At 57.4% G+C, this 13,863-nt stretch carries 19 protein-coding genes; 10 read left to right on the top strand and 9 right to left on the bottom strand.

What is annotated here, in order from left to right:
- On the top strand, positions 1-237 hold the full coding sequence (locus Q1A51_RS12610; protein ID WP_189368226.1) for a hypothetical protein: 237 nt from the start codon (positions 1-3) through the stop codon (positions 235-237).
- Positions 238-719: 482 nt separating this feature from the next.
- Here the strand turns inward: Q1A51_RS12610 and Q1A51_RS12605 are convergent, their stop codons facing one another.
- The 9 genes from Q1A51_RS12605 to Q1A51_RS12565 form a co-directional block, all read right to left on the bottom strand.
- Positions 720-1,031, bottom strand: a complete 312-nt coding sequence (locus Q1A51_RS12605; RefSeq protein WP_299599751.1) for a hypothetical protein — start codon at positions 1,029-1,031, stop codon at positions 720-722.
- Positions 1,032-1,288: 257 nt separating this feature from the next.
- The gene (rnhA, locus tag Q1A51_RS12600) at positions 1,289-1,744 is read right to left on the bottom strand and encodes a ribonuclease HI (protein WP_299599750.1); all 456 of its coding nucleotides are present in this window, start codon (positions 1,742-1,744) and stop codon (positions 1,289-1,291) included.
- The gene (locus tag Q1A51_RS12595) at positions 1,737-2,330 is read right to left on the bottom strand and encodes a class I SAM-dependent methyltransferase (RefSeq protein ID WP_299599749.1); all 594 of its coding nucleotides are present in this window, start codon (positions 2,328-2,330) and stop codon (positions 1,737-1,739) included. Before Q1A51_RS12595 ends, rnhA begins: the two co-directional genes overlap by 8 nt.
- A 1-nt stretch (position 2,331) precedes the next feature.
- The gene (locus Q1A51_RS12590; RefSeq protein WP_299599748.1) at positions 2,332-2,781 is read right to left on the bottom strand and encodes a DUF3429 domain-containing protein; all 450 of its coding nucleotides are present in this window, start codon (positions 2,779-2,781) and stop codon (positions 2,332-2,334) included.
- On the bottom strand, positions 2,778-3,230 hold the full coding sequence (locus tag Q1A51_RS12585) for a YdeI/OmpD-associated family protein (protein ID WP_299599747.1): 453 nt from the start codon (positions 3,228-3,230) through the stop codon (positions 2,778-2,780). Before Q1A51_RS12585 ends, Q1A51_RS12590 begins: the two co-directional genes overlap by 4 nt.
- Positions 3,227-3,841 (bottom strand): LysE family translocator, encoded by a 615-nt coding sequence (locus Q1A51_RS12580; protein WP_299599746.1) that lies wholly within the window; start codon positions 3,839-3,841, stop codon positions 3,227-3,229. The genes Q1A51_RS12585 and Q1A51_RS12580 overlap by 4 nt, the downstream gene beginning before the upstream one ends.
- Positions 3,842-4,650: 809 nt before the next feature.
- Complete coding sequence (gene ispH / locus Q1A51_RS12575) at positions 4,651-5,601, bottom strand: 4-hydroxy-3-methylbut-2-enyl diphosphate reductase (protein WP_299599745.1); 951 nt, start codon at positions 5,599-5,601, stop codon at positions 4,651-4,653.
- Positions 5,602-5,661: 60 nt separating this feature from the next.
- Positions 5,662-6,402, bottom strand: a complete 741-nt coding sequence (locus tag Q1A51_RS12570) for a LuxR family transcriptional regulator (RefSeq protein WP_299599744.1) — start codon at positions 6,400-6,402, stop codon at positions 5,662-5,664.
- Between the two features lie 162 nt (positions 6,403-6,564).
- The gene (locus Q1A51_RS12565) at positions 6,565-7,137 is read right to left on the bottom strand and encodes an NYN domain-containing protein (RefSeq protein ID WP_189368237.1); all 573 of its coding nucleotides are present in this window, start codon (positions 7,135-7,137) and stop codon (positions 6,565-6,567) included.
- 86 nt (positions 7,138-7,223) lie between these two features.
- Here Q1A51_RS12565 and folK point away from each other — a divergent pair, with 86 nt between their 5' ends.
- The 9 genes from folK to acpS all read left to right on the top strand — a co-directional run bounded on the left by folK (position 7,224) and on the right by acpS (position 13,862).
- Positions 7,224-7,847, top strand: coding sequence for a 2-amino-4-hydroxy-6-hydroxymethyldihydropteridine diphosphokinase (gene folK / locus Q1A51_RS12560; protein WP_299599743.1), 624 nt, complete (start codon positions 7,224-7,226; stop codon positions 7,845-7,847).
- 73 nt (positions 7,848-7,920) lie between these two features.
- A complete protein-coding gene (gene rpoZ, locus Q1A51_RS12555; protein WP_039682236.1) occupies positions 7,921-8,274 on the top strand; it encodes a DNA-directed RNA polymerase subunit omega in 354 nt (117 codons plus the stop codon).
- A 21-nt stretch (positions 8,275-8,295) separates the two neighbouring features.
- Positions 8,296-10,437: a bifunctional (p)ppGpp synthetase/guanosine-3',5'-bis(diphosphate) 3'-pyrophosphohydrolase gene (locus Q1A51_RS12550; RefSeq protein ID WP_299208223.1), complete on the top strand. Its 2,142-nt coding sequence runs from the start codon at positions 8,296-8,298 to the stop codon at positions 10,435-10,437.
- A 24-nt stretch (positions 10,438-10,461) separates the two neighbouring features.
- Positions 10,462-11,121, top strand: coding sequence for a DUF2062 domain-containing protein (locus Q1A51_RS12545; protein ID WP_299208225.1), 660 nt, complete (start codon positions 10,462-10,464; stop codon positions 11,119-11,121).
- Between the two features lie 91 nt (positions 11,122-11,212).
- On the top strand, positions 11,213-11,974 hold the full coding sequence (locus Q1A51_RS12540) for a pyridoxine 5'-phosphate synthase (RefSeq protein ID WP_299208227.1): 762 nt from the start codon (positions 11,213-11,215) through the stop codon (positions 11,972-11,974).
- Complete coding sequence (locus Q1A51_RS12535; RefSeq protein ID WP_299599742.1) at positions 11,971-12,423, top strand: hypothetical protein; 453 nt, start codon at positions 11,971-11,973, stop codon at positions 12,421-12,423. The genes Q1A51_RS12540 and Q1A51_RS12535 overlap by 4 nt, the downstream gene beginning before the upstream one ends.
- A 33-nt stretch (positions 12,424-12,456) precedes the next feature.
- Entirely contained in the window at positions 12,457-12,771 is a 315-nt protein-coding gene (locus Q1A51_RS12530; RefSeq protein ID WP_299208231.1) for a Dabb family protein, read from the top strand.
- 57 nt (positions 12,772-12,828) lie between these two features.
- Positions 12,829-13,449 carry a LysE family translocator gene (locus Q1A51_RS12525; protein ID WP_299599741.1) on the top strand — a complete coding sequence of 207 codons (621 nt, stop codon included), beginning with the start codon at positions 12,829-12,831 and terminating at the stop codon, positions 13,447-13,449.
- Positions 13,446-13,862 (top strand): holo-ACP synthase, encoded by a 417-nt coding sequence (acpS, locus tag Q1A51_RS12520; RefSeq protein WP_299208235.1) that lies wholly within the window; start codon positions 13,446-13,448, stop codon positions 13,860-13,862. The genes Q1A51_RS12525 and acpS overlap by 4 nt, the downstream gene beginning before the upstream one ends.
- Position 13,863: the final 1 nt, after the last annotated feature.

The following is a 13,863-nucleotide window of genomic DNA, read 5'->3' as shown; positions in this document are numbered from 1 at the left end:
ATGTTTCCCACCCTGATCGGCACCGTCGTGATTGCGGGCATTGTCGGCTACATCTCGGAAAAGTCGCGGTTTACCCACAACGGTATCGTGCAATCGATCATCATCTGCATCGGCGGCGCGTTCCTGTTTTATTTCGTGCGGCTCATGTTCGGCTTTGGCTTCTCTAGCCCCGGGCTGAACGCGATTGTATCCTCTATCGGCGCGCTGATTATCGTTCCGACACATTGGCGGAAGTAAACATGCCTTGGGTGTTGGACTGACGGATCAGCGCTTGCGATTATCCGCGCCATGCCCCGTTGTTCTGAAATTCGGACCAAGATGGCTGGATGGCTTGGCTGCGCGGAAATTCGGGCCCAAGTGACTGGATGGTTTGGCAGCGCGCACCCCGCTGGTGAACCGGTTAGGGGCGGGGCGCTGGATGACCTTTGGTTGCGTGAGGTTGCTGTTCGCGTTGTGCGTTGCGTTCTCCGCGGTGGCAGGGAGCGTCGTGCAAACGAATGTCACGCCAACGATCGTTTGAAGATAGTGCTTTCGGTAAAACATGTGGTGCCTTCTAATGAGGTCGCCGCGATTGCTTAACCCAATATAGTGGTGCAGTGCGGGCCACCCAAACTGGTCTGGCGTTTGCACCTTGATCGCGTCTTTCCTGAAGGGGAACGTGGCCCGCCGTGAGGGAAAGGGCGGGCCACGTGATGTTCTGGCATTCAAGTGTGGAACGATCAGAAGAATTTCTTGATCAGCACCTTCTTCTTGAACTTCGTTTTCGGGCTCACGTATTTCTTTTTCTTCACGCCGTGGTGGAACTTGTGACCGTGGTGATATTTGTGGCCGTGGTGGAATTTATGGCCGCGATGAAACTTGTGCTTCTTCACCTTCACTTTGAAATTGGCGTCAATTACCTGCGCGACGTCAGCGTTGGCGGGGGCGCTGGCCCAGACGGCTTGCGCATTTGCCGGTGCAAGGCTGGTCACGGTGACGGCGGTTGCGATGGCAGCAATCAGAAGCGGGGTCTTGGTGGCTTTCAGTTTCATTCTCTCTTCTCCTTTGCGTTTCGGCGTCTGGGCCGTTCGTCTTGGGAAAGAGATAGCGGACAGGTGCTGTAACAATAAGGGACCGTTCGGTCACAAACTGTCATGGATATCGCAGGGTCGTGTGAGGATTTGCTTGGGTGATTGCAGGATAGTATAATTTTTTCAGTAAGTTGGCCGATCAACTGTCTGTAACATTCGATGTGATGCTCATGCGGCGGTCACCTGTTTGAGGCTGCTTTGGCGGAAATGCCCCTGCGTCATTTCCCTTTGAAGGGTGCCATGCCTGCTCGCGCCAGTTCGTCGGCCCGCTCGTTTTCTGGGTGACCGGCGTGCCCTTTGACCCATTCCCATGTCACATCGTGTCGGGCTTGGGCTGCGTCCAGTCTTTGCCACAAGTCGGCATTTGCGACGGGTTTCTTGGCCGCGTTCTTCCATCCGTTCCGCTTCCAGCCGTGGATCCAGCTGGTGATCCCGTTTTTGACGTAGTTACTGTCGGTCACGACGGTGATGGTGGATGGTTTGCCAAGCGCTTCGAGGGCCGAGATGGCAGCCATCAGCTCCATCTTGTTGTTGGTGGTCTGGGCCTCTCCGCCCTTGAGTTCACGTTCCTTGACGATCCGGTCGCCGTCCATGGCCCGCAACAAAACACCCCAGCCACCCGGGCCGGGATTTCCGGAGCAGGCACCGTCTGTATAGGCAAACAGCTCAGGCACGGGCGGCCTGTAGCACGATGAACGGAGCAACCTCGCCCGACAGGCCTGCTTCCTCGCCCGTGTGGCTGTACTCGATGTCGAACCCGGTGTGGGTCAGCAGGTCGGTCAATGCGTCTTCGGTCATGTAGGAATAGAGCCGTCCGATGCGGTCGCGGCTTTCGCCTGTGCCCAGCTTGGTGCCAAAATGGAACAGGCCACCCGGTTTCAGGGCGGCGCGGATCGCCGTGAACTGGTCGGGCCATTTTCCCAGCGGCGTGTGCAGCATCGAGAAGTTGGCCCAGATACCGTCATAGGCTGCGGTTTCGGTCAGATCACCGTAGCTGGCCTGTCGCACTGTGACACCGGCATGCGACCGGGCGATATCCAGCATCTCGGGCACGGGGTCCCATGCGTGGGCGACCAGCCCCGCCTGTGCCATAGCGGCAGCGGCAAATCCGGGGCCACAGCCGATGTCGAGAACGGTGCCGCCGTCGGGCATGTTTGCGACGAAGCGCTGCATAGACGGCCCGGCAGCTTCTTTGATTGTCATACGCGCATATTCTGCGGCCTTGTCTGCGTAGACTTGAAGGGTTTCCCGGTCACTCATCTCACACCACCGTAGCCGCTAGGCAGGCCACGACGATGGCCGTCAGTAGTAGCCGCAACTTCATCCACCACGACGGTGTCAGACCCCAGCGGAAAAAGGCGAAGTCCAGCATGAGCAGGCCGATGAAGCCGAAGATGAGATTCGTTCCTGCGCTTGTTGGACCACCCCCCGTCATGAAGAACGCCCACAGGGCAGGTACCACCGATAGGGTGTAACCCATGGCCGCCTGTGTACCTTTGGTCTTGGTCGCAAACCCCCACAAAACGCCAGACATGAACGACAGGATGACCGAACCGTAGAACAGCTGAACATATGGTCCGACGAAACGTGGCCCGAATGCCTGCGCGCCCCATGCTCCCAACCCATCACTCAAGATAGTCGCTGCCCCCCAGACAAACGGGATCAGACCGGCCAGGCCAAGGGCAAGGGGGACGATGGGTATTCTGGTCATAGTTCGCTGATCAGTTTCTGAATGCGCTTGGTGCGGGTGTCGGCCCTTTTGGCCGTGTTGACAAGATGCAATCTGGAGCGCTGCTGACCAGGTGTCAAAGCGTTCCAGGCGTTGATCTGACCGCATCTTCGGATGGCCAGCAAAACATCCTGTGCCACCTCAACCAGCCTTGGGTCAACGGGTCGTACGCGCGCATCAAAAGGTTCTCCAACTTCAAGCCCGCTGTCGCGGAGAAATGTCTTGCCGGTGTAAACAAACAGGCTGTCGATCACTGGGGCTTTCGTCAACGCGAGATTGATCGGGAAATCGCCAAACTCGCCCTCGATCCGTTTGGTATGGGGCGGCAGAGCTGCCGCAACCGTGTCCGGTAGACACATAACGGTGTAGGTGTTTTTTCCCCAAACCATGGGTTCGATAATGCCATCGAAGTGAATCCAGTTGCTGCTCACGCGCGTTCGAGCGCAAGGCGGCCTGCCAACGCAGCAAAGATCGCGGCAAAGCTGCGCGAGAGCCAGCGCATGACGACTTCTGATCCGAGGATCCACTGGCGCCCCGCTGCGGCGAATGTGCCGTACAGAACGAACACGGCGAAGGTCATTGCCATGAAAACCAGCCCAAGGGTCGTCATCTCGAACGTTGCGGTTGTCGCGTTGCCCGACAGGAACGGCGGCAGAAGCGCGAGGAAGAAAATGGACAGCTTCGGGTTCAGGATGTTGATCAACGCACCCCGCCTTGCAATGCGCCACCCGGCATCGGCACTGCGTTGGGACGAAATGTTCAGTGCGCCACCGCTGCGCAGACTGCCCCATGCGAGCCACAACAGATACGCGACGCCGGCAAATTTCACGATATTGAACAGCAGAGCAGAGGTGTGAAGGATCGCCGCCAGTCCGAGTGTCGCGGCGAGGAGGTGGGGGACGATCCCGACTGTGCAGCCAAATGCGGCCCAGAGCGCGGCGCGACGGCCTTGGCCAAGGCCCAGGGCGAGGGTGTAGATCACGCCAGTTCCGGGGGCGATGACGACGACGAGGGCGGTCAGGAAAAACTGCAGAGAGAGCATGGAAACCTTCGGGTTGGGACAGGCGAAGGCTAGGGCGAAGGGGCGGATTTGGCAATCTGTCCCCGCGGGGACAGGCTCTTCGGTGGGGTTACGGGATGTTTAGCGGTTTGTGATTTGTGTTTGGTCACAAAGGGCTGGTTATCGCGCGGTGGGGATACGCGATTTTAACCATGCGAAAGCCATGCTGCTCGCCGAAAGCGGCCGGAACTTTGGAGCTGGACCATCTTAGTGTCAATGCGTGCGACAGCTCTGCGGGACAAAGAAGACATTCGGCATTGGTATAGATATTGTATGGTTGAGACAGAGTGCGAGGGCCGTTTTGAGCAAGTCGAAACCATACAGAGAAGCACTAAAATCGCAGTTCTATCCATTTGTGGCTGACTTGGGCTTTGTCCGCGGAAGGGCAAATGCGTTATCTGTTCCGTTTCACCGCGTCCGCGATAGCAAGATCCACTGGTTCGAAATTCAATGGGACAAATATCACCGCCCGCTTTTTGTCTTGAACTTCAGCGAGTTGGACCTCGATGAGGGCATAAGTGTTGAACAGAGGCTATCCGACCGATATGCATTGAATATCATGGGAAGGGTCCAGCGTTCGAAGGGAGGCGGATTGTCGAATTGGTTTCAGGCACGAAAGCCATGGAAAGCATCCATTCTATCGATGTCGTTTAGATACACACCAGACGATGTCGCAACACAGCTTATTCACAGCTTTTCTGACCTGGAGGAATGGTGGGAAACTAAGAATGAGGGGCCGCACATATACGTCATTTGATGTCTGACATGGGCTCAAACCGGCCATTCGCGTGTTATGCAGACTCTCGCAAAACCCGTGGCACTTTGAATTCCACATTCTCGACCGCTGTTTCGACCATCTCGACCGTCACGTCATATCTGTCGCGGAAGGCGTCGATGACTTCGTTGATCAGCACTTCCGGTGCGGATGCGCCGGCCGTGATGCCCATGCTCTTGATCCCGTCCAGCGCGCGCCAATCGATATCCGTCCCCCGTTGCACCAATTGCGCGTAGGTGCAGCCCGCGCGTGCGCCCACTTCGACCAGCCGTTTGGAGTTTGACGAGTTGGGAGCACCAACCACGAGCATCGCGTCGCATTTGGGGGCCATCGCCTTGACCGCTTCCTGCCGGTTGGTCGTGGCGTAGCAGATGTCTTCCTTGTGCGGGCCGACGATGGCGGGGAAGCGGGTTTGCAGGGCCGAAACGATGTCCGCTGTGTCATCCACCGACAGCGTGGTTTGTGTGACGAAGGCAAGCCTGTCCGGGTCGCGCACCTGTACCGTTGCCACGTCTTCGACGGTTTCGACCAGCAACACATCGCCATCCGGCAGTTGGCCCATTGTGCCTATCGTTTCGGGGTGGCCCTCATGGCCGATCATGATCATCTGCAAACCGTTGTCGGCATGCCGCTGCGCCTCAATGTGAACCTTGCTGACCAGTGGGCAGGTTGCATCGACATAGATCATCTCGCGCGCTTGCGCCGCTTGCGGGACGGACTTGGGCACACCGTGGGCCGAGAAGATGACGGGCCGGTCATCCGGGCATTCCGTCAGTTCCTCGACAAAGACGGCACCCTTGGCACGCAGGCTGTCGACAACGAACTTGTTGTGCACGATCTCGTGCCGGACAAACACGGGCGCGCCCCACTTATCCAATGCCATTTCAACGATCTTGATCGCGCGATCCACGCCAGCGCAAAACCCGCGCGGGGCGGCGAGATAAAGGGTCAATGCTGGCTTGGTCATGGCCGCTCCTGTCGTTGTGTCAGACGTAAGCTTTAGGGGCGTTGGGGTAAAGAGTGTCGGCTAGACTGCGCGGTCTGTGTTGCCAAAAACCAGGCGGGCGGCTTCTGCGCGGTTGTGGATGCCAAGCTTGCGATAGGCTGTCTTGGCGTATTCCCCGACGGTGTTCATGCTGATCCCGCACAGGCGCGCGGCTTCCTTGCGACTGAGGCCGCGTGCCAGCATGTATATGATTTCGGCCTCGCGCGGGCTGAGTGCTTTGAGAGCGGCTGGCATGTTGGGTGCGATCAAAGCTGGTTCATGATCAGTCTTCGCCCCGGACAGCTCTTCGATCCTGCGATGTACAAGCAGGCAGAACAGGCGGAACTGTTCAGCTTGCGGCCACATACGTTCCATGAAGGTTGCGCGATCCAGTTTTGTTCCGAGGTTGAAGCCGCCGTAGCGGTCTGCCCCGCGGAGGCGGGTCGGAATCCCAAAGCCTGTCAGGAATCCTTCGGCTCGCGCTGTCTTGATGAACGCCTTCGCCTCATCAGGTAGATAGGAATGTTGTGACAGAAACTCGGGGCCGGTTGGGGTGATCTCGTAACTGTCGCAACAATGGCTCAAGAAAGGATCCGTATCCGGTGAAGCGTTCGCATACAGATCCGGGCAAGTGGTCAGTAGCCTGCTGGCTTCCGGCGGGGAACCATGAGCTGTGATGTAGATGACGTGGTGAATGCCGCGCGCGCGCAGCCTTTGCACAGCGCCATCCCACAACTCTTCGATGTTTGTCAGTTGTTCAAGTGCTTCGGCGTCACGATACACGTGCGTATCCCCCCAATCAGGGGGATACTGGCACAGTGATTTTCGTTTTAAAACACTGTGGTGCGTTCTATCCAACGGCGCGCCAAATTATTTCTATGACCAAACACTTTGTGAACGGACAGCCAGCGGCAGTGCAATGTCGCTGGCAGTTTCACTATTGGCTTAGCCCTGAGCCTGAACCCGCTCTTCGCGTTCTGGCATTGGCTCGCGCGGCGGCCGCCCTATGACGTCCTTCAGTTCGTCCAGCTCAATGAAGTTATCTGCCTGACGCCGCAGATCGTCCGAAATCATCGGGGGTTGGCTGCGGATCGTCGACACAACAGAAACCCGAACGCCTTGACGTTGTAGGCTTTCCACAAGCGGACGAAAATCCCCGTCGCCCGAAAATAGAACAATGTGGTCGACACGCGGCGCAAGTTCCATGGCATCCACCGCTAATTCGATGTCCATGTTTCCTTTTACCTTACGACGCCCCATCGAGTCGGTGTATTCCTTGGCTGGCTTGGTCACCATGGTAAAGCCGTTGTAGTTCAACCAATCGACCAAAGGTCGGATCGGCGAATACTCGTCATTTTCCAACAGTGCGGTGTAGTAAAAAGCGCGGAGTAACTTGCCTCGACGCATGAACTCCTGTCGCAGTAACTTGTAGTCGATATCGAACCCAAGCGCTTTGGCTGCGGCGTATAAGTTCGAACCGTCGATGAACAGCGCCAGCCGTTCGTCCTTGTAAAACATAAAATGTCCTTCCGAAAATTCGGGTACCGCCTGTGATTTCCGTGAGTGAGTGCGTAAAAACGCGAAAGACGGTGATTGAAAAATAGGTGATTTTTAATATGTCGCAAGTCACTGATGATACCCAAATAGGCAAAACTACGCCATGTAACAGTTCAAAATTGCTGGTTGCCCTTGGGTCAAACATGCATTCGAGCGTCGGAACACCCATCGAAACGCTCCACAACGCCATTGATTCGATTGAAGAGATGGGAGCAGTGATTCGGGGTCGTAGTCGCTTTTTTCGAACTCCAGCAGTCCCCGTCGACAGTGGTCCCGACTTTGTGAACGCGGCGCTTTTAGTTGAGGCACATTGGTCATCTTCCGAAGCAATTGCCCGTTTGCATGAGGTCGAAGCGCGTCTTGGACGCCGCCGAAAGGCCCGATGGGAGCAGCGTATCATAGATTTGGATTTGCTAGCACATGACGACATGATCCGACCGAGTGTTCGGGTCTTGCGCACCTGGATGGAACTACCATTGGAAAAACAGAAGGAAATGGCCCCAGGTCAATTGCTGTTGCCGCACCCTCGCATGCACGAACGCGCATTCGTTCTTGTTCCCTTGTCGGATGTCGCGCCTGATTGGGTGCACCCAATTACACGGAAGTCAGTTACGGAGATGCGGGATGCGCTTCCGAGCGCAGATATTGAAGCGATCGTGCCCATCGAATAGGCGCTTGTCATTCTGTGCAATCGGCCCTAAATAACAGCCTTCTATCTAAACTCGCCTGATCTGGAGCACACCCATGGCCCGCGTGACCGTTGAAGACTGCGTTGACAAGGTTCCGAACCGTTTCGAGCTGGTGATGCTGGCCGCGCATCGCGCCCGCGAGATTTCGTCCGGCGCGCCCATTACAGTGGACCGCGACAATGACAAGAACCCGGTCGTGTCCCTGCGCGAGATCGCTGAAGAGACTCAAAGTTCGGAAGAACTGCGTGAGCGTCTGATCGAATCGAACCAGAGCCAGATCGAAGTGGACGAGGCAGAAGAAGACGCAATGGCGCTTCTTATGGGTGCCGAGCAGGACAAGCCGGAAGAAGACAGCATGTCCGAAGAGATGCTTCTGCGTCAGCTGATGGCCGCGCAAGGCCAGGGCTGATCCCAGTCGGGTGCGGACCGGATGATCTCTGACGACGATCTGATCGCGCTGGTCCGCAACTATAATCCAAAGACAAACGAAGACCTGATCCGCCGGGCTTATGCCTTTGGCGGACAGATGCACGATGGGCAGTTTCGCCATTCGGGCGAGCCGTACTTCACGCACCCCGTTGCCGTTGCTGCTATCCTGACCGAGCAGCAGCTGGACGATGCCACCATCGTTACCGCCCTTCTGCACGACACGATCGAGGACACCAAGGCAAGCTATGCCATGGTGTCTGAACAGTTCGGAGACGAGGTTGCCAAGCTGGTGGACGGCGTCACCAAGCTGACCAACCTGCAGCTGTCGAGTGTCGAGACCAAGCAGGCCGAAAACTTCCGCAAGCTGTTCATGGCCATGTCAAAGGACATGCGCGTGATCCTGGTTAAACTGAGCGACCGCTTGCACAACATGCGCACCATCAAGTCCATGCGCCCGGACAAGCAGGTTCAAAAGGCCCGCGAAACCATGGATATCTTCGCCCCTTTGTCGGGCCGCATGGGGATGCAATGGATGCGGGAAGAGCTGGAAGATCTTGCGTTCAAAGTTCTAAATCCGGACGCCAGATCATCTATCATTCGCCGCTTTATCACCATGCAGCGCGAAACTGGCGACGTCATTCAGCGCATTACCGGCGATATGCGGTTTGAATTGGAAAAGGTGCACATTGAGGCCGAAGTATTTGGCCGCGCCAAGAAACCTTATTCCATCTGGCGCAAGATGCAGGAAAAGGATCAGTCCTTTTCCCGTCTGTCCGACATCTATGGCTTCCGTGTCATCACCGGATCCGAAGAAGATTGCTATCGCGCGCTCGGGGCCATTCATCAGCGGTGGCGCGCAGTGCCAGGCCGGTTCAAGGACTACATCAGCCAGCCCAAGACCAACGGGTATCGGTCTATCCACACCACTGTGTCGGGCCGCGACGGCAAGCGGGTCGAAGTGCAGATCCGCACCCGGCAGATGCACGATGTGGCGGAAACCGGCGTGGCTGCGCACTGGTCCTATCGCGATGGCGTGCGGTCACAGAACCCGTTTGCCGTGGATCCGGCCAAGTGGATTTCTCAACTGACCGAGCAGTTCGACAGCGAAGAAGACCACGAAGATTTCCTCGAGGCTGTGAAGCTCGAGATGTATTCGGACCAGGTGTTCTGCTTTACCCCCAAGGGCGAGGTGGTGAAATTGCCGAAAGGCGCCACACCCATCGATTTTGCCTATGCGATCCACACAAGGATCGGGAACGCCTGTGTCGGGGCCAAGGTGGACGGGATGCGTGTGCCCTTGTGGACACGGGTCAAAAATGGCCAGTCCGTCGACATCATCACCGCCGAGGGCCAGACACCGCAGGCCACATGGCTTGAGATTGCTACGACCGGCAAGGCCAAGACAGCCATCCGTCGTTCTCTGCGCGAGGCGGATCGCGACCGTTTCATTACATTGGGGCGCGAATTGGCTCGGTCCGCCTTCGCTCATGTGCGCAAGAAGGCCACGGACAAGGCATTGGATGCCGCCGCCAAACGATTGCGCTTGAAGGATGCGGACGAAGTACTGGCGCGTCTGGGGTCAGCCGAGTTGACCGGCCGCGAAGTGGTGCAGGCCATCTATCCTGATTTGACACCTAAGTCTGGCAAACAGGTCGACGCGCGCCGCGCGGTCATTGGGCTTTTGCCGGGACAGTCATTCCAGCGCGCAACGTGCTGCGAACCGTTGCCAGGCGAGCGCATTGTCGGGATCACCTTTCGGGGTGAAGGCGTGGTTGTACACGCCATAGATTGCGCGCGCCTTGTCGAATACGAGAATCAACCCGACCGATGGCTGGACCTGCATTGGCACGACGGCAGCCATCCGGCTGTGTACGGCGTGACGCTTGATCTGACCATTGGCAATGACGCCGGTGTCCTGGGACGCATTTGCACATTGATCGGTGAGAGCAGGGCCAATATTTCAAATCTCGAATTCGTGGATCGTAAACCTGACTTCTTTAGATTGATGGTCTACGTAGAGCTTCGGGACGCCCAGCATCTGCATACGTTGATGGGGGCGCTTCAAGCAGAGAGTGATGTGGCTGCCATCGACCGCTTCCGTCGCCCCGAGCCATCAGCCGGGCAAACGATGATCGCGGGATAAGGCGCAACGAAGGGCGACAAGACATTGGTGTTCAAGCGCCGCGACCCCAAACCGTTTCTGCGCGCCGTGCTGGAATTTCTCTGGCCGCGCGGCGGGTGGAGTCGTGCGTTTCTGTATGTCAAACACCGCGTCCGTCGACTGCCTGACCGACCAGAAAAGATCGCGCGTGGTATCTGGGCGGGCGTATTCACGACATTCACTCCATTCTACGGCTTACATTTCTTTGTAGCTGCCATCATTGCGACGGCCATGCGCGGGAATATTGTTGCATCGCTGATGGCGACCTTCTTTGGCAACCCGCTGACCTATGTTCCGATTGGTGTGGTGTCATTGCAAACGGGTCACTGGCTGCTTGGGGCCGAAATGAAGGAAGAAACGGAACGATCCTTTGGTGGCAAGTTCGTCGATGCGGGGTCCGACCTGTGGCTGAACCTGAAGCATGTGCTGATGGGAGAGCCACGCGATTGGACCAAGCTGAGCATCTTTTATGACGAGATATTCTTTCCCTACCTTATTGGTGGAATCATCCCCGGCATCATCGCGGCGACTGTCTGCTATTACCTCTCGGTGCCCGTCATTCGCGCCTACCAGAAGCGGCGCAAGGGTGCGATCAAGGCCAAGTTCGAAGCATTGAAGGCCAAAGCCGCGAACAAGGCAGCCGCTGCCAAGCCAAAAACTGACTAGGCGCTTGGTACAATTTTGCGGCTTTGTCCGTATTTCCAGACATTTGCATCCGCACTAGGTTGGACGTGAAGACATTGGAAGGACGATGCCGATGACAGCCCCTTTGGGAAAACTCCGCCTTGGTGTGAATATCGATCACGTCGCCACGGTGCGAAATGCACGTGGCGGCGATACGCCGGACCCGCTGCGCGCCGCAAAGATGGCGGAGGTGGCGGGGGCCGATGGCATTACGGCTCATCTGCGTGAAGATCGCAGACATATTTCCGATGCTGACATCGAAGGGCTGATGGACGTGTTGTCAGTGCCGTTGAACTTCGAGATGGCCGCGACAACAGAAATGCAATCCATCGCTTTGCGTCACAAACCCCACGCGGTGTGCATCGTTCCTGAGAAACGCGAGGAACGGACAACCGAAGGGGGGCTGGAGGTTGCACGGGAAGAGAACCGTCTGGCCCATTTCATCGCTCCGCTGCGCGAGGCCGGCTGCCGGGTGTCCATCTTCATCGCAGCCGACAAGCGCCAGATCGAAGCGGCCCACCGCATTGGAGCGCAGGTGATCGAGCTGCACTCGGGTGCCTATTGTGACGCACATCACGAGGGGCGCATGGAAGATCGCGACCGTGAATTGGAGGCGATGCGCGAGATGTCGAGTTTTGCGCATTCGCTGGGCCTAGAGGTGCATGTGGGCCATGGTTTGACCTATGAAACTGTGTCTCCGGTTGCTGCCTTTCCGGAAGTGATGGAGCTGAATATCGGGCATTTCCTGATTGGTGAGGCCATTTTCCTGGGGTTGGATCCGGCTATCCGAGAAATGCGGCACCTCATGGATAAGGCGCGGGAGGCTGTCGCATGATGCGTTTGGTGGCATCGATTTTTGCGTTAACCTTGGCCGTCTACGCCGGGCCGACAACGGCACAACAGAGTGCTTGGCCCGATCTGGACCGGCTGTTATTTTCGACATTGACGGCGTCGGGCACGGCTGAGGCCTCTTTCTGGCTGCCGGATCAGGCGAATCCGGCCACGGCCACACGGGCCTTGGGCATCGTGTATGAATACATCCCCGGTTCGGCCGGTAACACTTCAATCGCGGTCGGCGTGTATCAGCGAACGACCGCTGGTTGGGGGTTTGTCGGTTCCGTTGAGGGCTTGTTTGGCCAATCGCCACGCGACGCTGCGTTTGGTCCAAGCCACGTGGACCTCACGACAATCATGCTGGGGCCGAATGAACCGCGCTGTTGCCCGACACTGCCGGTACGCTGGCGGATCAGTCTTGCATCTCGGACGGCACAGCGGTTGAATTGACCGAAATCCGGTCGAAAGAGAGGGGACCCGTTGATGATCCGCCACTGTGTGTTTCTGCGTTTGTCACCCAAGGCTGATACGGCCGAACTGGACAAGATTATGTTGGATCTTGAGGACCTCGTGCGGCGATTGGATGGCTGCTCCGATTTCCGGGCGGGTCCGAATCGCGACTACGAAGGCAAGACACCCGATTACCCTTATGGCTTCACACTTGATGCGGAGAATGCAAAGGCGTTGGCAGCATATGCCGTTGACCCCGAGCATCAGGATTTGGGTGCGCGGCTTGTCGCGCTTTGTGAGGGCGGTGCAGCTGGCATCATTGTCTATGACATCGAGGCACCTGCATGATCTTGTCCGGCCTGTGTCGTAGAAGCGTGCAACAGGTCGCCAATCTGGGAGTGTTCGATGGGACCTGAATTCGCCGCTATCTGGATTGCATGGCTGCTTGCGGGCGGATCGCCGGGCCCCGCCACCATGGGGATTGCAGGCACCGCCATGTCTGCCGGGCGCGCCTCTGCACTTGCCTTTGCTCTGGGAATCCTTGCCGGGTCGGCGAGTTGGGGTATTGCCGCAGCAGTGGGTCTGTCGGCCATCATGCTGGCCCATGTCTGGGTTTTTGAAATCGTCCGCTATGCGGGCGTGGCATACTTGGCGTGGCTGGCGTTCAAAGCTTTGAAAAGTGCCTGGCACGGCGGGGACACCCCTGTAGGTACGCCGTTTTCCGGCTCGGCGCGCAATCTGTTTCTGAAGGGGGCGGCCATTCACATCACCAATCCCAAGGCGATCCTGAGCTGGGGATCAATCTATGCCATTGCCTTGCCTGCTGACGCACAGCCAGCTGCCATTTTCCAATGCTTTGCTTACCTTTACGCGGGCTCGATCCTGATTTTCATCGGTTATGCCTTGCTGTTTTCGAACGCGCGGATTGTGGCCGCTTATCGCAAGGCGCGTCGCTGGTTCGAGCTGGCCTTTGCAGGCTTTTTCGGGTTTGCGAGTTACAAGATTTTGACGGCGCGTTTGCAATGATCCTTGGTGTTGGCACCGATCTCGCGAATATTGACCGGATCGCGGGTACGTTGGAGCGGTTCGGGGACCGGTTTCGCAACCGGGTGTTTACCGATATTGAACAGGCCAAGGCCGAACGAAGGGCCGATACGCCTGGTACCTATGCCAAACGTTGGGCAGCGAAAGAGGCGTGCTCAAAGGCGCTGGGCACCGGCCTGCGCATGGGTATTTCGTGGAAAGACATGGCGGTGACTAACCTTAGAACCGGTCAACCTGTCATGCATGTCACGGGCTGGGCTGCCGAACGACTGGCCGAGATGACCCCGTCCGGGCACGAGGCGATCATCCATGTCACCCTGACCGACGATCATCCGTGGGCGCAGGCATTTGTGGTGATCGAAGCCCGCCCGATACAATCTGATCCTGCGCCTTGAC

The organism is uncultured Tateyamaria sp., from assembly GCF_947496075.1.
In the GTDB taxonomy this organism is placed as follows: Bacteria; Pseudomonadota; Alphaproteobacteria; order Rhodobacterales; family Rhodobacteraceae; genus Tateyamaria.
Note: the sequence above shows the minus strand (reverse complement) of the source record. Positions and strands in the feature narration are given on the sequence as shown.